The sequence below is a fragment of the Arthrobacter sp. JUb119 genome (assembly GCF_024807995.1).
GTDB lineage: Bacteria > Actinomycetota > Actinomycetes > Actinomycetales > Micrococcaceae > Glutamicibacter.
In genome coordinates this window covers 688,943-711,231 of the sequence record NZ_JANUFE010000001.1, presented here as the reverse complement: position 1 = coordinate 711,231, position 22,289 = coordinate 688,943, and the positions used below count along the sequence as shown (strand labels likewise).

The 22,289-nt window shown below is 64.1% G+C and carries 23 protein-coding genes and 1 tRNA gene; 4 read left to right on the top strand and 20 right to left on the bottom strand.

The window, feature by feature from the left end; genetic code table 11:
• Positions 1 to 80 precede the first annotated feature (80 nt).
• The 8 genes from M2368_RS03405 to M2368_RS03370 all read right to left on the bottom strand — a co-directional run bounded on the left by M2368_RS03405 (position 81) and on the right by M2368_RS03370 (position 7,511).
• Positions 81 to 1,007 carry an urease accessory protein UreD gene (locus M2368_RS03405; RefSeq protein WP_286134328.1) on the bottom strand — a complete coding sequence of 309 codons (927 nt, stop codon included), beginning with the start codon at positions 1,005 to 1,007 and terminating at the stop codon, positions 81 to 83.
• On the bottom strand, positions 968 to 1,579 hold the full coding sequence (gene ureG, locus M2368_RS03400; RefSeq protein ID WP_105658515.1) for an urease accessory protein UreG: 612 nt from the start codon (positions 1,577 to 1,579) through the stop codon (positions 968 to 970). The genes M2368_RS03405 and ureG overlap by 40 nt, the downstream gene beginning before the upstream one ends.
• A 43-nt stretch (positions 1,580 to 1,622) precedes the next feature.
• Positions 1,623 to 2,318: an urease accessory protein UreF gene (locus M2368_RS03395; protein ID WP_105658514.1), complete on the bottom strand. Its 696-nt coding sequence runs from the start codon at positions 2,316 to 2,318 to the stop codon at positions 1,623 to 1,625.
• Complete coding sequence (ureE, locus tag M2368_RS03390; protein WP_105661409.1) at positions 2,299 to 2,769, bottom strand: urease accessory protein UreE; 471 nt, start codon at positions 2,767 to 2,769, stop codon at positions 2,299 to 2,301. Before ureE ends, M2368_RS03395 begins: the two co-directional genes overlap by 20 nt.
• A 35-nt stretch (positions 2,770 to 2,804) precedes the next feature.
• The gene (gene ureC, locus M2368_RS03385; protein WP_332488784.1) at positions 2,805 to 4,517 is read right to left on the bottom strand and encodes an urease subunit alpha; all 1,713 of its coding nucleotides are present in this window, start codon (positions 4,515 to 4,517) and stop codon (positions 2,805 to 2,807) included.
• 2 nt (positions 4,518 to 4,519) lie between these two features.
• Complete coding sequence (locus M2368_RS03380) at positions 4,520 to 5,080, bottom strand: urease subunit beta (RefSeq protein ID WP_402696114.1); 561 nt, start codon at positions 5,078 to 5,080, stop codon at positions 4,520 to 4,522.
• Positions 5,081 to 5,107: 27 nt separating this feature from the next.
• Positions 5,108 to 5,410: an urease subunit gamma gene (locus tag M2368_RS03375; RefSeq protein WP_498724005.1), complete on the bottom strand. Its 303-nt coding sequence runs from the start codon at positions 5,408 to 5,410 to the stop codon at positions 5,108 to 5,110.
• Positions 5,411 to 5,786: 376 nt separating this feature from the next.
• Entirely contained in the window at positions 5,787 to 7,511 is a 1,725-nt protein-coding gene (locus M2368_RS03370; protein ID WP_498724004.1) for an FAD-binding protein, read from the bottom strand.
• A 78-nt stretch (positions 7,512 to 7,589) separates the two neighbouring features.
• On the opposite strand from M2368_RS03370, the gene M2368_RS03365 reads away from it, so the two are divergent.
• On the top strand, positions 7,590 to 8,510 hold the full coding sequence (locus M2368_RS03365; RefSeq protein WP_105661412.1) for a LysR family transcriptional regulator: 921 nt from the start codon (positions 7,590 to 7,592) through the stop codon (positions 8,508 to 8,510).
• On the opposite strand, the gene M2368_RS03360 is transcribed toward M2368_RS03365, so the two are convergent.
• From M2368_RS03360 to M2368_RS03345, 4 genes are all read right to left on the bottom strand, one after another.
• Positions 8,494 to 9,120, bottom strand: a complete 627-nt coding sequence (locus M2368_RS03360; protein WP_332488787.1) for a pentapeptide repeat-containing protein — start codon at positions 9,118 to 9,120, stop codon at positions 8,494 to 8,496. The genes M2368_RS03365 and M2368_RS03360 overlap by 17 nt on opposite strands.
• A gap of 9 nt (positions 9,121 to 9,129) precedes the next feature.
• Positions 9,130 to 10,128, bottom strand: coding sequence for an epimerase (locus tag M2368_RS03355; RefSeq protein WP_498724003.1), 999 nt, complete (start codon positions 10,126 to 10,128; stop codon positions 9,130 to 9,132).
• Positions 10,129 to 10,138: 10 nt separating this feature from the next.
• Positions 10,139 to 11,014: a VOC family protein gene (locus M2368_RS03350; protein ID WP_105658507.1), complete on the bottom strand. Its 876-nt coding sequence runs from the start codon at positions 11,012 to 11,014 to the stop codon at positions 10,139 to 10,141.
• 75 nt (positions 11,015 to 11,089) lie between these two features.
• The gene (locus M2368_RS03345; protein WP_105661416.1) at positions 11,090 to 11,938 is read right to left on the bottom strand and encodes an SDR family NAD(P)-dependent oxidoreductase; all 849 of its coding nucleotides are present in this window, start codon (positions 11,936 to 11,938) and stop codon (positions 11,090 to 11,092) included.
• A 108-nt stretch (positions 11,939 to 12,046) separates the two neighbouring features.
• Between M2368_RS03345 and M2368_RS03340 the strand changes: the two genes are divergently transcribed.
• The 3 genes from M2368_RS03340 to M2368_RS03330 all read left to right on the top strand — a co-directional run bounded on the left by M2368_RS03340 (position 12,047) and on the right by M2368_RS03330 (position 15,224).
• Positions 12,047 to 12,580, top strand: coding sequence for an Lrp/AsnC family transcriptional regulator (locus M2368_RS03340; RefSeq protein ID WP_286172087.1), 534 nt, complete (start codon positions 12,047 to 12,049; stop codon positions 12,578 to 12,580).
• A 209-nt stretch (positions 12,581 to 12,789) separates the two neighbouring features.
• Positions 12,790 to 13,851 (top strand): histidinol-phosphate transaminase, encoded by a 1,062-nt coding sequence (gene hisC / locus M2368_RS03335; protein ID WP_332499062.1) that lies wholly within the window; start codon positions 12,790 to 12,792, stop codon positions 13,849 to 13,851.
• Positions 13,848 to 15,224 carry an amino acid permease gene (locus tag M2368_RS03330; RefSeq protein ID WP_105658504.1) on the top strand — a complete coding sequence of 459 codons (1,377 nt, stop codon included), beginning with the start codon at positions 13,848 to 13,850 and terminating at the stop codon, positions 15,222 to 15,224. Before hisC ends, M2368_RS03330 begins: the two co-directional genes overlap by 4 nt.
• 33 nt (positions 15,225 to 15,257) lie before the next feature.
• Here M2368_RS03330 and M2368_RS03325 read toward each other — a convergent pair whose 3' ends face one another.
• From M2368_RS03325 to nadD, 8 genes are all read right to left on the bottom strand, one after another.
• Positions 15,258 to 15,932: a DNA alkylation repair protein gene (locus M2368_RS03325; protein ID WP_105658503.1), complete on the bottom strand. Its 675-nt coding sequence runs from the start codon at positions 15,930 to 15,932 to the stop codon at positions 15,258 to 15,260.
• Positions 15,933 to 15,946: 14 nt separating this feature from the next.
• Entirely contained in the window at positions 15,947 to 16,606 is a 660-nt protein-coding gene (locus M2368_RS03320; protein WP_133833283.1) for a GyrI-like domain-containing protein, read from the bottom strand.
• Positions 16,588 to 17,607 carry a magnesium and cobalt transport protein CorA gene (locus tag M2368_RS03315; protein WP_332488796.1) on the bottom strand — a complete coding sequence of 340 codons (1,020 nt, stop codon included), beginning with the start codon at positions 17,605 to 17,607 and terminating at the stop codon, positions 16,588 to 16,590. The genes M2368_RS03320 and M2368_RS03315 overlap by 19 nt, the downstream gene beginning before the upstream one ends.
• Before the next feature lie 179 nt (positions 17,608 to 17,786).
• Positions 17,787 to 19,523, bottom strand: a complete 1,737-nt coding sequence (locus M2368_RS03310; protein WP_498724002.1) for an HNH endonuclease signature motif containing protein — start codon at positions 19,521 to 19,523, stop codon at positions 17,787 to 17,789.
• 111 nt (positions 19,524 to 19,634) lie between these two features.
• Positions 19,635 to 19,707, bottom strand: a tRNA-Ala gene (locus M2368_RS03305).
• A gap of 72 nt (positions 19,708 to 19,779) precedes the next feature.
• Positions 19,780 to 20,160, bottom strand: coding sequence for a ribosome silencing factor (gene rsfS, locus M2368_RS03300; RefSeq protein ID WP_105658500.1), 381 nt, complete (start codon positions 20,158 to 20,160; stop codon positions 19,780 to 19,782).
• 57 nt (positions 20,161 to 20,217) lie between these two features.
• The gene (locus M2368_RS03295; protein ID WP_146112903.1) at positions 20,218 to 21,600 is read right to left on the bottom strand and encodes a hypothetical protein; all 1,383 of its coding nucleotides are present in this window, start codon (positions 21,598 to 21,600) and stop codon (positions 20,218 to 20,220) included.
• An 82-nt stretch (positions 21,601 to 21,682) separates the two neighbouring features.
• Positions 21,683 to 22,288 carry a nicotinate-nucleotide adenylyltransferase gene (nadD, locus tag M2368_RS03290; protein ID WP_105658499.1) on the bottom strand — a complete coding sequence of 202 codons (606 nt, stop codon included), beginning with the start codon at positions 22,286 to 22,288 and terminating at the stop codon, positions 21,683 to 21,685.
• Between the last annotated feature and the right edge of the window lies 1 nt (position 22,289).

Below are 22,289 nucleotides of genomic sequence, written 5' to 3'. Positions count from 1 at the left end.
ACCTCGCCGGGATGCGAAACGGCCGCCGGGATCCCCTGCGGGAGGAACGTCGGCGGCCGTTGGATCAATTCCGGAACAGGCTAGTACTTGCGCAGGTTCACCGGCTGCTGTCCGCGCAGCTCGATGCGCAGCTGGTTCACGAGGGCGTGCAGCACCGCATTCGCCGATTCCGTGGAGCCTCCCAAGGTGCGTACCGCAAGACCGGGCACCGGGGCCTGGGAAATGCCCACAGAAATTCCGTCGCGCTGCTGCCCGGCGATCTCGTAGGCCAGTTCGCGCAGGCGAGCGACCATTGCCGCGTCGATGCGCGGGTCGATGGCCAGCAGCATGCCCACGTGGGTGGATTCCTGCAAGTACAGCAGCGAGTCGATGGAATCCTTGCCCGGCTTCACCCACAGGTTATCCAGCGCCCCGAGCCGCCCGTCCAGGTGGACCTCGGTGCGCAGGCGCAGCTGCTCGTAGCTGAACCGGCTGCCGTCCGGGCTCCAGCCCGGGGTGAGGACCTCGCACAGCACCAGCGAGGCATCGGCGGCCATGTGCACCTCGGTGCGCTGGAAGTAGCTGGCGTCCTTATAGGCGATCAGCTGGTCCGGCAGGTATTCGAGCACCGCGCCAGGTTCCAGCCTGATGCGCATGTCCTGCTGCGCCGGGCCCTGCGGGGTGCGGTAGACCTTGGTGGCGGACTGGGTGGTCAGCAGCAGGCTGCTGCCCTCGGCAACACGGATCTCGATGCCGTACTTGTCGGCGCCCAGGTAGCCGCCGCCGGGGTTCACGATGGTGTAGCAGACCTGGGCGGTGTCATCGAGGTAATGCGGGCGCAGCACGCGCAGCGCCCCCTGGTGGTATTGCCGCAGCGCGATGTCCTTCCCGGCCCGCGAGCCGACGTGCAGCCGCAGCTCGCCGACCAGGCCATCCGGGAACGGACTGGGCTCCAGCCCGGAGCCCAAGCCCGGGCTCGAAGCGGCCACTACGCCAGGTCCGTCATCAGCACGTCGTGCTTCAGCCACGCGATGACCTTCTCCAGCCCCTCGTCGGTCTTCAGGTTGGTGAAGCAGAAGGGCTTGTCCCCGCGGAACTGCTTGGAATCCGACTCCATCACCGACAAATCCGCGCCCACGTACGGGGCCAGGTCGGTCTTGTTGATGATGAACAGGTCGGACTTGATCATGCCCTGCCCGGCCTTGCGCGGGATCTTCTCGCCCTGGGCCACGTCGATGATGTAGATGGAGAAGTCCACCAGCTCCGGGGAGAACGTGGCCGAGAGGTTGTCCCCGCCGGATTCGACGAAGATCACCTGCAGGTCAGGGTGCTTGGCTTTCAGCTCCTCGATGGCCGCGGCGTTCATCGAGGTGTCCTCGCGGATCGCGGTATGCGGGCAGCCGCCGGTTTCGATGCCGACGATCCGATCCAGCGGCAGCACGCCGTTGGCGGCCAGGATCTTGGCGTCCTCGATGGTGTAGATGTCGTTGGTGATCGCCGCCATGGAGATCTCGTGCTCCAGGGCCCGGGTGATGCGTTCAATCAGCTGGGTCTTGCCGGCACCGACTGGTCCGCCGATGCCAATCTTGATGGGTTCCATGGTATTTCCTCGAATCTGTTGGGGCCGCAGGTGCGCGGCGGGGTCAGGACATGAACATGCGGGCGCGCTGGTGCTCGTGGCGCATCTGGGCGATTTCCAGCCCGGGCGCCGCGGCGCCCAGATCCATCTCCTCCAGGGTGAAGATCGCCGCGACGGCGTCCGCCACCGGTTCGTGCATCGCCCGGATCACCCGCTGGCCGGCGTCCTGGCCCAGCGGGATGGCGCGGATCGCATTCTGCGTCAGGCTGGTCACCGTGGAGAACAAGTAGCTGCCCAGCGCGTCGGCCACCGGGGCGCCGGCCCCGCGGGCACCCAGGGCGAAGGCGATGGCCGGGTGCCCGGCGCACTGCCCGCTGCGCACGCTGCGCGCATAGGCCGCCACGTCCGCGGTGGGGAACGCCGAGTTGGCCACGGCGAGCATCCGCGCGCCCATCTTGGTGGCTGCCTCGCGCAGCTGGCGGGGCAGGGCCGAGGCATGGATCAGCGCGTCGAGCTGCGCGATCCGCTCCTGGTCCGGCGCCTCATAGGCCAGGCGCAGCAGCAGCCCGTCGGTATAGGCCAGGGCCTGGGACAGGAACTGGTGCAGCCACGTCGCGAAGCTGGCCTCGTCGTGCACCTGCCCGGACTCCAGGTAGCTCTCCATGCCGAAGGAGTGGCTGAACGCGCCGGTGGGCAGTGCCGAGTCCGATAGCTGGAGCAGCGTGAGCAGGTGCGGGGCGCTAGTGGGTGTGCTCGGCATGGCGGAAGGGCACGGGCATAACCCGTTCCTGGCGCTGGTAGGGCGCGTCGTGGTGCTTGAGGAAGTCCTCGACGGTGTGGTCGTACTGCACCACCATCACCTCGGCGCAATACTCCGAGTCGGCGCCGAAGAACTGCGCCTGCAGGTGCCGGTTGCCCAGCGAGTGGGCGATCACGCCCATCTCCAGCACCGTGCGCGGGGCGATGACCAGCACGTCGGTGGGCAGCACCGACACGCTGATCACTTCGGTCTCCGAGAGGAACAGGATGTCCCCGTCACGCAGATCCGGGCCCGGGGCCAGGCGCAGGCCCAGCTCCCGCCCGTGGTCGGTCTTCACGCGCTGGATGCGCTTGACCAGCTCGGCGCTGGGCAGCACCACCTTTTCGTGGTGCCGCCCGGCCAGCTGCTCGGGCTGCTCGTGGAGGTTGCCCACGAGTTCGTCGATAATCATCTATCTCCTTGGTGGTTGGCGGGCCGGCTCACCGGCTAGAACAGGAAGTAGCGCTGGGCCATGGGCAGCTCGTCCGAGGGCTCGCAGGTGGCCAGTTCCCCGTCGACGAACACCTCGTAGGTCTGCGCATCCACCTGGATATCCGGGGTGGCTCCGTTGTGCTTCAGATCGGACTTCACCAAATCGCGGATGCCGTGGCAGGGGCGGATCACCTTGCGCAGGCGCAGGCGCTCGGGGATGCCCTCTTCGATCGCTGCCTTGGACAGGAAGGTGATCGAGGAGGCGTGGACCGCGCTGCCCAGGGCACCGAAGTTCAGCCGCAGCGTGCGCGGCTGCGGGGTCGGGATCGAGCCGTTGGAATCGCCCATCAGCGACTGGACGATCAGCCCGCCCTTGATCACCATTTCCGGCTTGACGCCGAAGAAGGCCGGATCCCAAAGTACCAGGTCGGCAAATTTGCCTTCCTCGACGCTGCCGATGGAGTCGGCGATGCCGTGGGCGATGGCCGGGTTGATGGTGTACTTGGCGACATAGCGCTTCAGCCGCTGGTTATCGCCGATCTCCGGGTCGCCTTCCAGCTTGCCGCGCTGGCGCTTCATCGCGTCGGCCACCTGCCAGGTGCGCAGCACCACTTCGCCCACGCGGCCCATGGCCTGCGAGTCAGAGGAGGTGATGGAGAAGACCCCCATGTCGTGCAGCACGTCCTCGGCGGCGATGGTCTCGGGGCGGATCCGCGAATCGGCGAAGGCCACGTCCTCGGGGATGTCCGGGTTCAGGTGGTGGGCCACCATGAGCATGTCCAGGTGCTCGTCCACGGTGTTCGTGGTGAACGGCAGGGTCGGATTGGTCGAGGCCGGCATCACATTGGGCAGCGCGGCCATGCGGATGATATCCGGGGCGTGCCCGCCACCGGCGCCTTCGGTGTGGAAGGTGTGGATCACCCGGCCGGCGATCGCTTCGATGGTGTCCTCCACGAAGCCGCATTCGTTCAGCGTATCGGCGTGGATGGCCACCTGCACGTCGAACTCGTCGGCGACCTTCAGCGAGTTGTCGATGGACGAGGTGGTCGCACCCCAGTCCTCGTGGATCTTCAGGCCGATCGCGCCGGCGCGGATCTGCTCGGCCAGCGGTGCGCGGTCGCTGGCGTGCCCCTTGCCCAGCAGCCCGATGTTGATCGGCAGGTTCTCCACCGCCTGCAGCATCCTTGCGATGTGCCATGGGCCCGGGGTGAGGCTGGTTGCCTTGGACGCGTCCGAAGGACCGGCGCCGCCGCCGATCAGCGTGGTAGTGCCGTTGGCCAAGGCGACTGGCACCTGGTCCGGGGAAACGAAGTGGATGTGCGTGTCGATCGCTCCGGCGGTGAGGATCTTGTGCTCCCCGGCGATCACGTCGGTGGACGCGCCGATGACGATATCCACCCCGTCGGAGATGTCCGGGTTGCCGGCCTTGCCGATCTTGAAGATATGCCCGTCGCGCAGGGCGACATCGGCCTTGTAGATGCCGGTGTAGTCCAGCACCACCACATTGGTGATCACCGTGTCGGGCACATCCTGGTCGCGGGTGACGCGGCCGTTCTGCCCCATGCCGTCGCGGATGACCTTGCCACCGCCGAAGACCACTTCTTCGCCGTAGGTGGTGTAGTCGTGCTCGATCTCGGCCAGCAGCTCGGTATCCGCCAAGCGGATGGCATCCCCCGTGGTCGGCCCGTACATTTCCGAGTACTGCTTGCGGGTCAGCTCGAAGCCCATGCCTAGTTCTCCTGCTCTTCGTCGGCGGCCGAGGACTTGCCGGCGTTTTCCGCCTCTGCTGCAAGCCGTGCCTCATGCGGCTGCGGCGGGAGATTCTCGTCGACCGGGTCCACGCCGAAGGTGGTGCCCAGCCCGGAGGCCGCATCGCCCTGGTTGGGAAGGTCGATGCTGTAGTCTTCGACGACCTCGGCCTCGCGCTCGGCATCGATGCCTGCGGTGCCGCCGATCGCGTCCGTTTCAACGGCCGGGACCGGCAGGCCCAGCGGCCCGTTGATCCGGTCCTGGAAGCCGTGCACCTCGCGGGCTCCGGAGAATTCGACCAGGTGGACGGTGCGTGCATCGCCCGGCTCGAAGCGCACTGCGGTGCCGGCGGGAATATCGAGCCGGAATCCGCGCGCGGCCACTCGATCGAACTCCAGCTGCGAATTGACTTCGGCGAAATGGTAATGCGAGCCGACCTGCACCGGCCGGTCCCCGCGGTTCACCAGGTTCAGGATGCGGGTTTGCTGCTGTGCATTGCAGGCGATGGGTTCATCGCGCAGGATGTATTCTCCCGGGATCATGATCTGTGCCTTTCTGCGCAGAGGGAACTAGCGAATGGGGTTGTGGACGGTGACCAGCTTGGTCCCGTCGAGGAAGGTCGCTTCGACCTGGACTTGGTCCACCATTACCGCAATGCCATCCATGACGTCTTCGCGGCGGAGGATCGTGGTCCCGTAGCTCATCAATTCAGCCACGGTCCGTCCGTCGCGGGCCCCTTCGATCAATTCGTAGGTGATGACCGCGACGGCCTCCGGGAAGTTCAGCTTCAGTCCACGCGCCTGTCGTCGGCGTGCCAGATCGGCGGCGACGACGATCATCAGCTTCTCTTGCTCCCTCGGCGTTAAATGCATCGACAATTCCCCGTTCAAGAGTGTTTAAGAGTGTCCACCAAGATCGCTGAATTCCGGACAGAAAACGCCGTAACAGCTGTGGATATGGCTAGAATAGCAGACCTTCGGAAAAGGTTTTTTCGACCCGGAATCCATCCATAAAACAACCATTGACAAAATTTATCCACCCAAGTCAAAGAAGTTTTCACGGAAAACAACCCGAACCTCTCCAGCGCGTCGAAAAGCCACGACTTTCCATTCCAGCACAATGCAACGTTCTCCGGGGATTTAATTCCGGATTCCCTGCCTGTTTCCAGCCATGGCTCCGGCAGGAAACTGCTCCCGCTCGGTCCTCCAGGGCGACCGGGAGCAGTTTCCATGCACCGGGCCCGATGCGTCATTCCACGAGCTTGCCTGCCTGCGATACCTCGGTGATCAGCGCGGCCACTTCCGCAGGCACTTCGGGGATCGGCTCACGGGTGATGCCCTCAGGCGACCAGATGAGGTTCACCTGCAGCTGCGGATCGGTGTGCGGATAGTCGCTGCGGTTATGGCAGCCGCGGGTTTCCCGGCGCTCCAGCGCCGACTCCAAGGTGGCGCGCGCGGCCAGAGCCGAGGACTTCAGGTCGAAGGCGTGGCACAGGTCCTGGTAGCCGGCGATGTCCGGGTGGATGCCCACCCGCGCCATCCGCGCTTCGACCTCTGCCAGTTTCTCCAGCCCCAGCGTCAGCCCCGCCTCCTCGCGCACGACTCCGGCGTGCTGGGTCATGATGTCGCGGATCGCCCGCTGCAGGGACCGGACATTTTCCTGCCCATCGGCGGCCAGCAGCCGGTCCACTTCCCCGCGCGCCTTCTCGATGGCCGCCTGCGAACGCGGCTGGGAAGTGAGCGCACGCGAATACCGGGCAGCTCCCTGCCCGACGATCCGGCCGAAGACCAGCAGCTCGATCAGCGAGTTGCCGCCCAGCCGGTTGGCCCCGTGCAGGCCCGAGGAGGCTTCACCGATCGCGTACAGGCCGGGGACCGCCGTCTCATGGGTGAGCGGGTCCACCTGCACCCCGCCCATGGAATAGTGCGCCGTCGGGGCGATCTCGATCTTCTGCTCGGTAATGTCCAGCATCTGCTCCTCGAGCAGCGTCTGGTAGACCCGGGGCAGCCGTTCCATGATGGTGGCGCGGGGCAGGTGCGAGACATCCAGCCAGACCCCGCCCTTGGCGGTGCCGCGCCCGGCGGCGATCTCGGTGTAGGCGGCCAGGGCGACCCGGTCGCGGGTGGACAATTCCATGCGCTGGGGATCGTAGCGCTCCATGAAGCGTTCGCCCAGGGCGTTGGTCAGGATCCCGCCTTCGCCGCGGGCCGCCTCGGAGACCAGAGTCCCGGCCACCGATTCGGGTTCGATGATGCCCGAGGGGTGGAATTGTACGAGCTCGGCATCGCGCAGCCGGGCACCGGCCTCCACGGCCAGGCGGAAGGCGTCGCCGGTGTTCTCGTCGCGCCGCGAGCTGCTGCGCCGCCAGATGCGGGTGTGGCCGCCGGCGGCCAGGATGACCGCGTCGGCATGGATCAGGTACCCGGTGCCGTCGTTGACGTCGAAGCCGTAGGCGCCGAAGATCCGCCCCTCGGCGACCAGCAGCTCGGTGATATAGACCGAGTCCAGGATCGGGACCTGCAGCTGCTGCGCACGGCGGACCAGGGTGCGCTGGATTTCCAGCCCGGTGTAGTCCCCGGCGAAGGCGGTGCGCCGGAATTTGTGGGCACCGAAGAAGCGCTGGGAGATCCGGCCGTCGGTTTCGCGGGCGAAGTTCATGCCGTAGCGTTCCAGGTCCTCGATGCCGCGGGCCGCGCCTTGGGCGACCACCTGCACGGTGCGCGGATCGGCCAGGTAGTAGCTTTCCTTGATGGTGTCCGCCGCGTGCTGCTGCCAGCTGTCCTCGGCGTCCATCGTGCCCAGTGCGGCGTTGATGCCGCCGGCGGCCAGCGCGGTGTGCGCGTCGTGGCGCGGGCGCTTGCCCACGGCCAGCACGTCGGTGCCCGATTCTGCCAGCTCGATGGCCGCGCGCAAGCCTGAACCACCGGTGCCGATGACCAGTACGGAGGTGGATATCTGCTGTTCGTTTCTCATGGTTTCCAGCATCGCCCCGCGCCCAGAATACGTCCAATGAATTATTGGCATGATGTTGATAGCAGTAGGCTATGCACCATGAACCTAGAGCAATTGCGCGGCTTCACCGCCATCGCCGAAGTGGGGCACTTCACCCGGGCCGCCGAGCAGCTGCACCTGGCCCAGCCATCGCTCAGCCGGCAGATCGCCACGCTGGAACAGGAACTGGGCTCCGAGCTGTTCCACCGGGCCCGCGGCAACATCACGCTTACCGCCGCCGGGCAGGCATTGCTGCCCCGTGCGCGCCGGATGCTGGCCGACGAGGAGTCCATCCGCACCGAAATGGCCGACCTGGCCGGGCTGCATCGCGGGCGGGTGCGCCTGGGCGCCCCGCCTACCCTGTGCGTGTCGCTGGTCGCCGAGGCGCTGTCCATCTTCCGCACCTACTACCCCGGGGTGCAACTGCAGATTTTCGAAGCGGGCTCGCACAAGCTGCTGGAGCAGCTGGACGGCGGCGCACTGGATCTGGCGCTCATCGTGACCTCGGAGCATGCGGTGAACGACAACCATCTGGAGAACCTGCCGCTGCTCGAAGAGGAATTGGTGGTCATCGACGCACTGGAGCACCCGCACCTAGCTGGCCAGGAGCTTGATTTGCGCGCGTTGGCTCCGGTGCCCCAGCTGGCCTTCTCGCACAGCTACGATCTGCGCGCCAGCACCGCCCTGGCCTACAAGAACGCCGGCCTGGTGCCCAATATCGTCGTGGAAGGCGGGGAGATGGACGCGGTGCTGCGCTTCGTGCAGCGCGGGCTCGGAGTCGCCGTGGTTCCGGCGACGGTGGCGCTGGACGCTCCGGGAGTGCGCTCCATTGCCTTGCGCGAACCGCTGGCCCGCACCATCGGGCTGGCGCACCGGCGCGATGTCTCATTGACCCGAGCCGCCGCGGCCATGGCGCAGCTGCTGGCCGAAACCGCGCAGCAGCTGGCCGCCGGCCACGGGCAAATCAACTCCCTAGCTTGATCCCCAGGTGGCTGGCCATCGCCTCGGCGAGCAGGCTCAGCTGCAGCGCACTGATCCGTGCCCCGCGCAACCCGTCGACCCCCTCAACCTGGGCGAAGTCCAGCCCCTGCAGGTCGACCTCGCGCAATTGCGCCCCGGCAGCGGTAATTTGCCCGGCCCGCGAATCGACGAAGCCCAGGCGCTGGATCTGCCCGCCCAGGTCGATCTCCTCGAATTGGCAATTGACGAAGAGCACATCGCGCACCGTTGCACCGCGCAAATTCAGCCAGCCGAATTTGCAGTTCTCGAATACCACGCCATCGAGCTGGGCCTCGGCGAAATCCGCAGACCCGAAGCGGCTGTGGGTCACCCGCACATCGTTGAGGAACGCACCAGCGGCTTGCAGGGCGGGAGCCCCGGATTGGTCCAGTTCGCACTGGATTAGCCGGGCATTGCGCAAGGCCTCGATCTGCACGGAGCTGAAACGGCATTCCTCCAGCCGCGCGCCATCGGCCGCCAGCGGCTCATCGAAATCCCTGAAGTGCAGCAGTTCAACGTAGTCGTCGCCCAGATCCCCACGGTAGCCAGGGGCCAGTTCGGGCAGGGTGAAGCGTCGGATTTTCGGTGCCAATGCGCGTCCTTAAAGTGCTTGCTTCGCAACCAGGTTCCCGGCCACGTCATCCAGTGCCGCATCCAGGTGCGGCCAGCGGAACTCGTACCCGGTCCCCTGCAGCACCCCGGGCAGCGCCCAGCGGGACTTGAGCAGCATTTCCGGTTCCACGCGCAGCACGAACATGGCCGGCTCCAGCATCCAACGATACGCGGGCAGCCCGAATTTCGCGCCGGTGGCGCGGCGCAGCGAGGCCATCAGCGCCCGGTTGGCAACCGGGTTCGGCGAGCTGAGGTTGACCGGGCCGGTGATTTCGCGGTGGTCGATGATATGCCCGATCGCGCCGATCGCATCATCGACGTGGATCCAGCTGAAGCGCTGGTTCCCGCGCGTGCGGTGCCAGCCGCTGCGTTCAGCTCCGCTCGGATCCGGGCCGATGCCGCGGTAGCGCCGATGCGCCGGCCACCAGCTATCGTGCTGCGCCCCGCCCAGCCCCAGCCGCGCGACGGCAAGCAGCTTGCGCGTGGCCGGGCCGTCGCCGAGCACGATGGCCATGCGCAGGGCGACCCGGCGCGTGGGCAGCTCGCCGCGGAAGAACTCGCGTTCCCAGTTGCGCGCCACATCCACCGAGAACCCTTCGCCGATCCGGCCGTCTTCGGTGTTCGGCGCATCCATGCTGTGCCGGTAGATGGTCGCGGTGGACGCGTTCAGCCACAGCGCCGGCGGATCAGCGGCCTGGGACACTGCCTCGTGCAGCGCGCGGGTCGTGTCCACGCGCGAGGCGAGGATCTCGTTGCGCGCCGCCTCGTGATAGCGGCAGCCGACATTCTTCCCGGCCAGATTGACCAGCAGTTCTGCACCATCGATGAGTGCCGCCAGCGCCGGGCCATCGCCCCACTGCGCATCCGCTGTACGGCCGCGGCCGATGACCGCCACCTGGTATCCAGCCCCGCGCAGCTGCGCGATCAGCCGTTCGCCAATGAACCCGCTGGCTCCTGCCACTACCGCCCGCCGTGCAGCGCTCTGCATCGTTCCCCGCTCAGAAGTCGTTGATCACCAGTTTCTTCATCTTCAGCATATGCTCGAATGCGCCGGGTCGCTCCATCAGCTCGCCCATGTTCGAGGGCACGATCTGCCAGCTCACCCCGAATTTGTCGGTCAGCCAGCCGCAGGCCTCGGCTTCAGGCACCGCGGACAGCGCCTCCCAGACGCGGTCGATCTCCGCCTGGCCATCGCATGGCCATTCCAGCGAGACGCCGGGATTGAAGGTGAAGTCCTGCGGCACGGCCGAATCCATGGCCGCAACGCAATCCTCGCCGAGCGTGAATTGGGCGTACATCAGCGCTTCGGCGGTAGCGGCTTCGGTCGGCTCCCCGTACGGGAAGGCGCTGTCCAGTTTCGCGCCGAGCACCTGGCTGTAGTACTCGATGGCCTCGACCGCGCGGTTCTGGGCCGCACCGCCGAACATCAGCGCAGGAAAGACCGAGGCGCGCGGCTCAACGGGCTCATCGGACTCCATCAGCTGCCAGGAGACACCGTACTTGTCGTTCACCCAGCCGTAGCGCGCGCTGAACGGGTAGGTGTCCAGCGGCATCAGCGCCGTGCCGCCCTCCAGCAGCGCGGCCCAGGTGGCATCGAGGGACTCGCGCTGGCCGGCGTTGAAGACCACGATGATCGAGATCGCCGGATTCGGCATGAATTCCTGGCCCGCGTTGATCAGCGTGATCTTGGTTCCCCGCACCCACAGCGAAACGGTCAGCGCCTTGCCGGCGAAGGGTTCCTGGAATTCCAGCAGGCCCTCGGTGGGATAGCGCGATTCGACTTCGGTTTTTGCCTCTGGCAGGGCGCGGGCATAGAATTCCCCCGCTTCCTCTGCAGTGCCTTGCATCCATAAATTGACGGTGAGCTTTTGCATGACGGTCCTCCTAGCTGGGCGATGCTCCAAAGCTACCCCGCAGGGCCCTCCAGCAACAGATGGGCCAGCGAACTTTCAGCCCCGATTCATCTGCTCGTCCCGCGTTGTTCGCCCGGTGAACTCGTCCATCGAGCGGTATACGCCGATAACCTTGCCGGCCACGAAATCCCAGGCCGGTCGCGGCAGCACGCCGCGCAGCAGCTGGCCCAGCTTGCTGGTCCACGGCATCAGCACCAGCGGCGTGCCGGCAAGCATCGCCCGCCACGCCCGGTCCACCACGACTTCCGGCTCCAGGATCGGGGTCAGCAGCATCGGCTTGGCGCCCGCGAACATGCCGGTGCTGATATAGGTCGGGCAAATGGTGCTCACGGCGATCTGGTCGTTGCCTTCCAGCTCCAGCCGCAGCGAATCGCTGAAGGACAGGGCCGCAGCCTTGGAGGCCGCGTAGACGCTCATATTCGGGTTGGACACCAGCGCGGCCGCCGAGGCGATGGTCAGCACCCGGCCCTTGCCCCGTCGGCCCAGCTGCGGAAGCAGGGCGTGGGTCAAGTACATCGGGGCGAGCGCGTTCACCTGCATGGCCGCGGTGATCTGCGCGGTGCTGTGCTTCGCGAAGGAGGTGCCGGTGACCACCCCGGCGTTGTTGACCAGCACGTCGATTCCCCCGCCCTCCACCGCCGTGGCGGCGTAGCGCTGGATTTGGCTCTGGTCGGCAAGGTCCACCACATGGGTCTCGACAGTGCCGCCGAGCTGGCGCAGCTCCTCGGCAGCCGCGTCGAGCTTGGCCGCGTCGATGTCCCAGATGACCACCCGTGCCGCGCCCTCGAGGCAAGCCTGCCTGGCGAAAAGCAAACCCATGCCCTGCGCGGCCCCGGTGACAAGGACGTGCAAACCGGCTACCGACTGGAGAGGTGTCTTGCCCATCAGTGAACTCCTTGAGGATCAGTATGGCAACAGCCTAGCCTGTGGCGCGGATTACACTTGGCTCATTTTCATCGAGCGCGCCCAGCAAACACCGCTAGCCTTGGATCATTGGACCGACTCGTCGAAAGGACGACCGTGCGCATTGACCGCCTGGACGCGGATTTGATCGAACTGCTCACCGAATCGCCGATGCTTCCGGTGATGGAGTGCGCCCGGCGCTTGGGTGTTGCCCGCGGCACGATCAGCAGCCGGCTGGCCCGGCTCCACGAGGCCGGCGTCATCCAGGGCATCGTCCCGCGGGTCAAGCCTGCGGGGTTCGGGTACACGCTGGTCGCGTTCTGCCAGGTGGAGATCATCCAGCGCTACGGGCACGATCCGGTCGCGAGCGCATTGGAGGAATCCATCCCGGAAATCCTCGACATGTACACCGTGACCGGCAGTTCGGACTTGCAGCTGCGCGTTGTGGCCCGGACCCCCGAGGACCTGCAGGCGATTTTCAACCGCATCAACAAGGTGCCGGGTGTGGCAAGGACCTCATCCTCCTTCGCCCTGCACGAGCATTTCCAGGGAAGGACACTGCCACTGGTCGCAGCGTGCGCTAGGGCCGAGGCAGAAGTGGAAAACACTGGGCAGATTGACTAGTAAAATGGGTTGATTGGCGGCGATTGCTATGCAGCCTGCATAGAAACAGGGTTTGCGATTGCGCCGGCAGATTCATTCAACCTACAGTCGATGCTTGTGAATCGCGACACGCGAGGATATGAGCAGGGCCACCGCTGACCACGCACCACGGCTTTGTCATACGAACGATTGCCAACCTCGTGCAGCTCTGGCAGTCAGAGAGGAAACTCATGACCCTTCACCAGCGCCCCTCCTTGCAGGAAGTGCCCGCTTACAAGCAGGGCAAGCCCGCAGCCGCTGGAGCCTCCAAGCTCTCATCCAACGAATCCCCGCATAGCCCGCTGCCCTCGGTGCTGTCCAGCATCCAGGAGGGCCTGGCCACGATCCACCGCTACCCGAGCATCGCGGCGCCCGAATTGACCGGCGCCCTCAGCTCGCAGTTCGGCGTCCCGGCGGAGCACATCACCCTGGGCGCGGGCTCGGTCGAGGTCGCGGCCCAGATCATCCATGCGGTTGCCGCCGAGGGCGACGAAGTCATCTACGCGTGGCGCTCCTTCGAGGCGTATCCTTCGCTGGTGCGGATCGCCGGCGCCACCCCGGTCGAGGTGCCCCTGGATGCCGATAGCCGCCATGATCTGCCCGCCATGCTGGCCGCGATCACCGATAAGACCCGATTGGTCTTCATCTGCAACCCGAACAACCCGACCGGCACGGTGGTGGAGGCCCGCGCGCTGGATGAGTTCATCAATGCCGTGCCGCGCAACGTGCTGGTCGTCGTCGACGAAGCCTACGTGCACTTCGACCGCTCGGCCGTGCGGGCCGATGGCATCGAGCTGTTCCGCAAGTACCCGCATGTGGCCGTGCTGCACACCTTCTCCAAGGCCTACGGCCTGGCTGGCCTGCGCGTCGGGTACGCCATCAGCCCGCTGGAAGTTGCCGGGAACCTGCGCAAGGTGGCCGTGCCATTTGGCGTCTCCGACTTGGCACAGCGCGCGGCGGTGGCCTCGCTGGCCGCCATCGGCGAGCTGTCGCTGCGCATCGAGGAAGTCGTCACCCAGCGCGAGCGGATGTACGAGGGCCTGGCCGCTGCCGGGTACCCGGTCGTGAAGTCGCAGGCGAACTTCGTCTGGGTGGATGCCGGAGAGTCAACCGAACAGCTTGAAGCCAAGCTCGCCGCCGGCGGTGTAGTGGTTCGCGCCTTCCCCGGAGACGGGTTGAGGATTTCCTCCGGTACCGCACACGACGTCGATCGCGTGCTCGCGGCCCTGTCCGTCCAGGAGGCCACCGCGTGAGCGCAGTCAAAGCCCCCGAGCAGCTGCATACCGGGCTGACCCGGCGCCAGATCTCCATGATGGGCCTGGGCGGCGCGATCGGCGCTGGCCTGTTCGTCGGCTCCGGCCAGGCCATTTCCATTGCTGGTCCGGCAGTGCTGGTCTCCTACCTGATCGCTGGAACCGTGATCATCGTGATCATGGCCATGCTCGCGGAGATGGTAGCCGCCAATCCGTCCTCCGGCGCGTTCTCCACCTTCGCTGGCCAAGCCATGGGGCGCAGCGCAGGGTCTACCCTGGGCTGGCTCTACTGGATCCAGCTGGTCGTGGTGATCGCTGCCGAGGCTACCGGGGCCGCGGCTATTACCGCCGGCTGGGTTCCGGCCTTCCCGCAGTGGGCATGGGTGCTCGGCTTCGTGGTGGTCCTGACCGGAGCGAATCTGCTCGGCGTAAGGAATTACGGCCGTTTCGAATACTGGTTTGCCGTGATCAAGGTGGCTGCGATCATCGCGTTCCTGGTCTTCGGCGCCTTGGTGCTGACCCGGGTGATCCCGACGCCGGAACCAGTTGGCTTCGCCAATCTGGCCGCCCATGGCGGCTTCGCCCCCGGTGGCATGGCCGGCATCGCCGCCGCAGTCCTGATCGTCATCTTCTCCTTCGGCGGTACCGAGGTGGTGTCCATCGCGGCCGCCGAGTCCAAGGACCCGGCCGGCAACATCAAGCGCGTGGTCAAGTCCGTGATGATGCGTATCCTGTTCTTCTACCTCGGCTCGATCCTGGTCATTGTCGCCCTGGTGCCCTGGAATGATCCGGCGATCGTGGACGGCCCATTTGCGGCTGCACTGGATGTCATGCACATTCCAGGCGTGGGCTTCTTGATGAACGCCGTGGTCGTGGTCGCCTTGCTTTCGGCGATGAACGCGAATATCTACGGTTCCTCGCGCATGCTGTACTCGCTGGGCCAGCGCAAGCTCGCCCCGAGCGCCGTCACCCACGTGACCGGCAAGGGCGTGCCGTCGAAGGCCGTGATCGCCTCCGTGGCCTTCTCCTTCCTGGCCGTGGGCCTGAACTGGATCTGGCCCGAGGCTGTGATGCCGATCTTGCTGAACGTGGTGGGTTCGACCATCATCTTCATCTGGGCGTTCATTGCCGTGACGCAGCTGATCCTGCGTCGCCGCGCGGACCGCGATGGCGGGCATCTGCCGTTGCGGCTGTGGGGTTTCCCGGGCCTGTCGATCGCTACGATCATCGTCCTTGCGGCGATTGTCGCCATCGCGATGACTGATCCCGCGGCGCGCACCCAGCTGCTGCTCACCGGCGGGCTGACCGCCGTGATCTGGGTGATCTCCAAGATCGCGCTGCGCGATAAGCGCGAGGAACCGGCGGACGCCTAGCTCCCGGAAGCCTAGGTCCAGCGATTGCTGGACCTAGGCTTTTCTTTTGGCCATTTCGGTGATCCAGATGGGAGCGAATGGTGAAATGCACCCGGCGGAGGTCGGGTAGTCCGCCAGCACCTGCAAGGTCTCGCCGATGGCCAGGGCACGTCGGCGCAAATGCTCATGCTCGATGCCGATGTGCGCCAGGGTCGTATTCATCGCCCACTGCAGGCGATCCGGTGCGGCGCTCATTCGGGCTTCGATCGTGTCAAGCAGCTGTTCCAGGTCCAGCAGTTCCGGGGCCTTGACTACCTGGTGGGCAGTCAGCTCCCAGCCGGCAGCCAGCTGTACCGGGTCGCTCTGGCTCATGAGCAGCAGGCGGAGCTCCTCGAGCAGCTTGGATTTCTTGACGATGTAGCTCAGGAACCATGCTTGGACCTTGGGAGTGCTGGCGCCTTGGCTCCACACCTGCAGCTGTTCCAAGGTAAAGCTCCGTGGTTTGGCGATCAGCAGCGCGACCAGCCGGGTTGCGGTTTCGCCGGTGGCCCAGAGTTCCTCGGCAAGCTCCTGGTTGCTCTTCAACGACTTGGCCAAGGCGCGGAGCTTGCCTAGATTCACGCCGAAATCATCGCCGTGCTTCTCATTGACCGCGCGGTACTTGGGGTCTTCGAGCTCGGCCAGTGCCTGTTGCACTTGGGCAACTGTGCTCTGGGGTGCCAGTTCCATCTATTTTCCTCTCGCTAGTTGGGCTCAACGGGTTGGCGCAGGATCGTGCGAAGCTTTTCCGGTGCCACCCTACGAGGGTCGCCGAGGTAGATCTCGTGGTGCTTGCCAGTCATGCGCAGTCCCTGGCCGGGTATGAATTCGTGGTGCATCGCGGCCAGGATTTCGGCTTCTGCATCGTAGGGGCCAATGTGCAGCGTCTGCACGCATTGGCCTTCAGCAAGCGACTGGAACCGGATGCGCCCAGGGCAAGGCAACGGCTTCTTCGCCTGGGCGGTTTCCAGAGCCGTCGCGTAGTCGTCCTCGTTGATCCACGCCGGGACCATCAGCATCATGGTCCAGCTCCACTGTTCCTTGTCTCTCCGTTCGGTAAAGACCGCCATGTCCTCGGCCCACCACAAGCCTTCCAGCGGCGGGACGACATAGTCCTTGCCCTGCGCCTTGCTCGCGAATTTGAGTTTGTAGGCCACCGGATACAAGGTTTGCAGGGCTTGCTGGTACAAGTTGCTGGTATTCGGGTCACCTGATCCATCGAACATCAGGTAGTGCATCGCTGGCAGCTGCAGGACACGGAACTGCCCGGCCACGGACCGATAGCTGTCCAGCGACTTCTTGAAGTCGATTTTCGCCGTCAATGTCTCCCCTGGAATCTTTCCGCTCAGAACCACTTGCGCCATTTGAATACACCATATAGTGCGGCAGCAAATCCCAGCATGAGGCCGGCCGCAATCGGGTAGCCGAAGGTCCAATGCAGTTCTGGCATGTTCTCGAAGTTCATCCCGTAAATCGCTGCAATCAAGGTCGGGGCGAAGAGGATCGCTGCCCAACCGGAAATCTTCTTCATGTCCTCGTTTTGGCGCTGGGCTACGAGGGTGGAATTGACGCTCAAGATCTGCGATAGCGCATCCCGGTATTCCACGGCTTGGGTATGCGCGCGGGTGAGGTGGTCAGTGACATCCTGCAGGTAGGTTTCCAGCTCAGCGGGCACCGGGTACTTCTTGAACCCGTCGTCGAGCGATTGCACGACCTCCAGCAATGACGCGGTCGCATGCTGCATGTCGATCACTTCTTGGCTGAGGCGATAAATGCGTTCGGTGACTGCGGCATCGCCACTGAAGACTTGCCGTTCGATCTGCTCCTTGTCGATCCCCAGGCCGTGGAGCACGGGGGCGTATCCATCAACAATCGCATCAAGTATCCGGTACAGCACTGCTTCGGCGCCCAACCGGAGCAGCTCCGGGTCTTTGAGCAGCACCTGGTCCTTGCGAAGCTTGCCGTTCCTGATTGACTCGACGAATTCCTCGCCGTCTGTGCCGTCGATCCACCGGTGGTCCTGGCAGAGCACCGCCACAGCGCCTTTGCGCATCAGGATGTGGAACTCGGACAGCTCGACTTCTTCGGATTCATCGAGGTACAACGCTGAGCGAACTACCAGCAGGAGCACCTCGCCGTAGCGTTCGAGTTTAGGCCGCTGGCGGGCGTGCACGAGGTCTTCGGCTAGCACTGGATGCAGTTCCCACGCCTCGGTGAGATCGTGGATGTCAGCTTCATCTGGTGTGGGATACAAGGACAAAGCAATGCGCTGATCACCAGTCTGGCCGAACGCCAGCGCATCGGCCGCGCTCGTGCCTTCCGGAGCGGATTCCACGTTGCCATCATCAATATAGCGAACAGCCATCGAGGTATGCGACGAATTCTGGGTACCGAAAAATGGTCGGGAATTCGCAGCCCGGCGTTGAACACGTGACATATTGCTCCTGAATGATCTTCGTTCATTCAAGTATCGCAACTCCGGCGAGAATATCGGCGCTGAAACGGTCCTCCGCTCGTCGGCGGCTGAATCTTGCTAGGGGGATCTCAAGGTTCGACGATTTCTACGTCCAGCTCCCCCGCGCGCCACTTCGCTGTCGTTTCATCCGCCAACGCTTCAGCTTCCAATGCCTCTGCGGGAGTCATGAAATACGTATTGATCCGCAATTTCTGTTCCGGATCCAATTCTGGTGAAAGCAATACCATCGGCCTGCTCTCCGGAATCTTCACCGCGTGGAACAACCCGCAATGCCGGGCAGTGTGGTGTATCAGGCAATTCAACCCGGCAGACTTGATATCCGTTCGTCCACCCTTTTCCCACGCGTTCAGATGATCAATTTCGCACCGTTCTACGGGCATGCTGCATCCAGGATAGGAACAGCCCCGGTAGGCGGCTCGGATCGCACGGCGCTGGGACTTCGAATACAGTCGTTGCGTCCGGCCTAAATCGAGGGGCAGGCTCTGGCCATTGAGCACTACCGGATACACTCCGGCATTGCACAGCGCAGTTCTGACTTCACCAGCAGACAAGGACATCCCACTGCTGGTGACCGCGAAGTCTTGTGCTTGCTCTTGCATCTTGTCCCAATTCAGAATGATGCTCACCTGCGGTGCGACCAACCCAGCACGTTGACCCGGCGGGTCACTGGTGCTCGTCCTGTCACTCATCAGCATTGCCATGAATCCAACTAAACGGCGTCGCTCGGGCTTCAAATCCTCCCATGGAGTGACTGCACCATTGGTAGCTGATTCAGTATTACGTTCTTCAGGATCCCCCGGCCGGCAACATTCTTCCTCGTCATCCGAGGTCTCCGAAACTTGTTCGTTGTTGTCTGCCGGCGGACTATCGTCTTCGGTTTCTTCGTCCGCCACCGGATCGTCTTTTGCCCAGTCCGGTTTGGACTCCGCATCGTCCCAACCGGAGTCCTGCTGACCCGTGAATTGAGCCTCGGCGTCTTTCAAGCCGTCCCTGTTCCCGGCCACGGTGGCAGGATTGTCCAGTTGCGCGAAGTAGGCCTCGATATACGCCGCCTGGGAGGGCAACACACGAAGCGTATACTCGATCAGGCCCTGGCGCATGCCCTTCTTGAAGATGCCAATGCGTTCCAGCAGAGCTTTCAGCGGGCGTTTGCCGGCTTTCACCTGAGCCACCAAGTCATTGATGTGCTTACGAGCCGATTTGGGTTCTGAGCGCAGGAAAGCGACTGATTCTGCTTCCAATCGCGCTTTCTCCGCCTGGCCGGTTTCATCGTCGCCGAAATCATTACGTGCCGAATGCAGCTTCAAGGCCGTAGAAGCTACCAATCGCGGGTCCACATTCGGGGCTTCGAATTGCGCGGCTAGCTCCGGGAGCCACGGCTCTACCGGTTGCCCTGCTTGATCGACACCACCTAGCAGGCAGTCGGCTTGGACTAGCCGAGTTCCTGCAGTGCCGCGCGGAATATTCAGCCAGTCGGTCATCATGCCTTTGGCGTCTTTGAAATGGGTGCGCCCGGTAGTGGCATGTCCTTCGGCGGCTTCAAGTTGTTCCAGCGTGGGATCGACACCAGCATCGCTGACCGCTTGGAAGGAGGCCTGATCAAGTTTGTGTGCACCGGTGCGGCGTAGGGCATGAGCTGCGTGGATCTGTGCCCGACTGAGCTTTTGGTTGATTTCCTCGACATACAGCGCGAATATCGCAGCGTGGCCGGCCGGTACGTCGCCGGACAGGATCGAAGTAGCCAAGGCGATTAGCTTGCCCGCCTCGACCAGATTCGATAGTGCTTGTGCCGTCACTGTGCTCATGGGATACAGCATGCCGTGGGCATCGCGGGCACCGGCGGTGGGCAACACGGTTTGTGGAAAACAAAAAATCCTGAAATCTCGGACAAACCGAAATTTCAGGATTTTAATTTGTGGAGGTAAGGGGATTCGAACCCCTGACCTTCTGCATGCCATGCAGACGCGCTACCAACTGCGCCATACCCCCAAAAGGATTGCTGCCCTGATCAGGCAACTCCATAATCATAGATGACTACCTGATCAGGATGCAAATTGAGGGTTACTTCTGGTTTTCAGAAAGTTCCTCAGGCAGCTCGATGACTGGGCAGTCGGCCCACAGGCGTTCGAGCGCGTAGAAGATGCGGTCTTCCTGGTGCTGAACGTGGACGACTACGTCGCCGTAGTCCAGCAGGACCCAGCGTCCCTGGCCGAAGCCTTCACGGCGAATCGGACGCATGCTGTACTCGTCGAGCACCTCAGCGACGATTTCATCGACGATTGCGTTCACCTGAGGTTCTGATCCACCAGAGACAATCAAGAAAGCGTCGGTGACGCCCAAGCGGTCGGCAACGTCCAGCGCGACCATGTTTTCTGCCATCTTCTCGGAAGCCGCGTGCGCGGCAACTTTCACGAGGGCAATTGATTCGGCGTGTGCTCCCATAGAGTGGAGTGCCTCCTTATAGAGGTGTAGATCGAGAACCTAATTGTCCTACGAAAACTAGTTGCCAAGCAACATGATCAAGCCAGCAATCAATGCTGCACCGCCCACGCTGAGGGCGACGATCATCGCGATCAGCATGTTATTGGCGCGGCGGAGGCCGTGCGCCTGCACGTCAAGTGGCTGCAATCCCTGTGCATTGACCGCATCGATGCGTGGCATGTCAACGTCCGGGGCCGGTTGGGCCGTATGGGTTTCAGCCTTCTGATCCGCCGGCGCCTTTGGCGCAGGCTTAGCGGCTGGTTTTGCAACTGGCTTGGCTGCAGGCTTGGCCGGTGCCTTGGCCGCAGGCTTGGCGGGGGCCTTCGCTGCGGGTTTGGGCGCCGGCTTGGCCATAGGCTTCTTGGCTGCTGGTGCCGCTTCGTCCTTCTTGGAGCTGAGCTTGCCGCCGGCGTTGAAGTCCAGCGAAACACTCTGGGTCTTGGGCCCTTGCACGCCGGTTTTGGCGATGCGGTCCTCGACCTCGCGAATGTTGCCCATGGCGCCGGTGAAAGGATCGGAGGCCTTGTCGTCCTTGCCCTGGTTGGCATTCTGGATGCGCAGGCGTTCACGTTCCGCGGCACGGCGGGAAATGATGGCCGCGCGGGCTGCCATTTCACGCTGGTGGGCGAGCACTTCGAGATCGATCTCGGAATCGTCCTCCCCCAGCAGGTTTGGATCGACCGGGGTCTTCGGCGCGTGGGCACGGCGGGCGGCTAGCGCCTGCTCGACGCTCATGACCGTAGTCTCCGGGTCGTCTTCCTTGGGCGCAGGCTTCTTGGCGGCCGGGGCCTTCGGCTCGGCCTTGCCCTGGTCTGCCAGCGCCTGGAGGCGCAGTTGACGGCGGGTCAGCGGCTTAGGTTCCTCCGCGGGGGCGACCGTTGGAATATTAGTGGTCAGCGCGCCGACCTCTTCTTCCAGTCGACGACGCTCGCGCAAGGCCTCGCGGTCACGGGCACGGCGCAACGACGCCCGTTCACCCAGGGACTCTTCGGACTGTGGTGCGCTAGCTGGCTCAGCTGCAGGCTTTGCGCTGGGAGCCTTGGCTGGGGCTCCAGCCGGCTTGGCCGCTTCTGGCTTGGCACCTGCGGTCTTGGCGGCTGGCTTGGCCGGCTGCGGCTTGGCTGGAGCTGGTTTTGCCGGCTCTGGCTTGGGTGCAGGCTTGGCCGGCTGCGGCTTGGCTGGAGCTGGTTTTGCTGGCTCTGCCTTGGGTGCCGGCTTGGCCTTTGGGGTCGCGTCAGATTTCGCTGGCTTCGCCGAATCCTCGGCCTTTTCCGCGCTTTTCGACGCGTGCTCCTTGGCTGCCTGCTCGGCCTTGCTGTTGGCCAGCAAAGCTTCCATCTCAGCACGTCGTTTTTCGCGCAGAGCTCGCCTGCTTGAAACCGGCTGCGAGTTATCGCTCATCCTGATACTTCTCCCGACCGCATAGACAAATACCGTCACCCTTACCTAGAGATTATGCCGTGCTACCCCACCTTATGTGAGGTTACGACTCGGTATACAGCCCATATTTTGCAATGTACTGCACCACACCGTCCGGCACAAGATACCAAACCGGCTTGTCGGCGGCGACACGCTCCCGGCAATCGGTAGAGGAAATTGCCAGTGCCGGAATTTCCAATTGCGAGACATTGTCGCGACCCACATCCGCGATGACATAGCCAGGGCGGCTCACGCCAACGAAGTGGGCGAGGTCGAAGACCTGGTCGATGTCGCGCCAGCTCATGATCTGGCTCATCGCGTCGGCACCGGTAATGAAGAAGAGCTCCGCATCCGGGCGCAAGGCGCGCAGATCGAGCAAGGTGTCACGCGTGTAGGTGGCGCCTTCGCGGTCGACGTCGACCCGGCTTACGGTGAAGCGCGGGTTCGACGCGGTGGCGATCACGGTCATCAGGTAGCGGTGCTCAGCGCTGGTGACCTGGCGATCGGCCTTCTGCCAAGGCTGGCCGGTGGGCACGAAAACGACCTCATCCAGGCCGTACTCGGCGGCTACCTCGCTGGCAGCGACCAAGTGGCCATTGTGGATGGGGTCAAAAGTACCGCCCATCACGCCGAGGCGCAATGGGCGGTCTTGAGGCTTTTGCTCTGCCAAG

What these genes read in the sequence shown, in the direction of transcription:
- ureG (WP_105658515.1), bottom strand. Translation starts at nt 1,579, where the DNA reads ATGGAACCCATCAAGATTGGCATCGGCGGACCAGTCGGTGCCGGCAAG.
- M2368_RS03395 (WP_105658514.1), bottom strand. Translation starts at nt 2,318, where the DNA reads ATGCCGAGCACACCCACTAGCGCCCCGCACCTGCTCACGCTGCTCCAG.
- ureE (WP_105661409.1), bottom strand. Translation starts at nt 2,769, where the DNA reads ATGATTATCGACGAACTCGTGGGCAACCTCCACGAGCAGCCCGAGCAG.
- ureC (WP_332488784.1), bottom strand. Translation starts at nt 4,517, where the DNA reads ATGGGCTTCGAGCTGACCCGCAAGCAGTACTCGGAAATGTACGGGCCG.
- M2368_RS03380 (WP_402696114.1), bottom strand. Translation starts at nt 5,080, where the DNA reads ATGATCCCGGGAGAATACATCCTGCGCGATGAACCCATCGCCTGCAAT.
- M2368_RS03375 (WP_498724005.1), bottom strand. Translation starts at nt 5,410, where the DNA reads ATGCATTTAACGCCGAGGGAGCAAGAGAAGCTGATGATCGTCGTCGCC.
- M2368_RS03370 (WP_498724004.1), bottom strand. Translation starts at nt 7,511, where the DNA reads ATGAGAAACGAACAGCAGATATCCACCTCCGTACTGGTCATCGGCACC.
- M2368_RS03365 (WP_105661412.1), top strand. Translation starts at nt 7,590, where the DNA reads ATGAACCTAGAGCAATTGCGCGGCTTCACCGCCATCGCCGAAGTGGGG.
- M2368_RS03355 (WP_498724003.1), bottom strand. Translation starts at nt 10,128, where the DNA reads ATGCAGAGCGCTGCACGGCGGGCGGTAGTGGCAGGAGCCAGCGGGTTC.
- M2368_RS03350 (WP_105658507.1), bottom strand. Translation starts at nt 11,014, where the DNA reads ATGCAAAAGCTCACCGTCAATTTATGGATGCAAGGCACTGCAGAGGAA.
- M2368_RS03345 (WP_105661416.1), bottom strand. Translation starts at nt 11,938, where the DNA reads ATGGGCAAGACACCTCTCCAGTCGGTAGCCGGTTTGCACGTCCTTGTC.
- hisC (WP_332499062.1), top strand. Translation starts at nt 12,790, where the DNA reads ATGACCCTTCACCAGCGCCCCTCCTTGCAGGAAGTGCCCGCTTACAAG.
- M2368_RS03325 (WP_105658503.1), bottom strand. Translation starts at nt 15,932, where the DNA reads ATGGAACTGGCACCCCAGAGCACAGTTGCCCAAGTGCAACAGGCACTG.
- M2368_RS03320 (WP_133833283.1), bottom strand. Translation starts at nt 16,606, where the DNA reads ATGGCGCAAGTGGTTCTGAGCGGAAAGATTCCAGGGGAGACATTGACG.
- M2368_RS03315 (WP_332488796.1), bottom strand. Translation starts at nt 17,607, where the DNA reads ATGGCTGTTCGCTATATTGATGATGGCAACGTGGAATCCGCTCCGGAA.
- M2368_RS03310 (WP_498724002.1), bottom strand. Translation starts at nt 19,523, where the DNA reads ATGAGCACAGTGACGGCACAAGCACTATCGAATCTGGTCGAGGCGGGC.
- rsfS (WP_105658500.1), bottom strand. Translation starts at nt 20,160, where the DNA reads ATGGGAGCACACGCCGAATCAATTGCCCTCGTGAAAGTTGCCGCGCAC.
- M2368_RS03295 (WP_146112903.1), bottom strand. Translation starts at nt 21,600, where the DNA reads ATGAGCGATAACTCGCAGCCGGTTTCAAGCAGGCGAGCTCTGCGCGAA.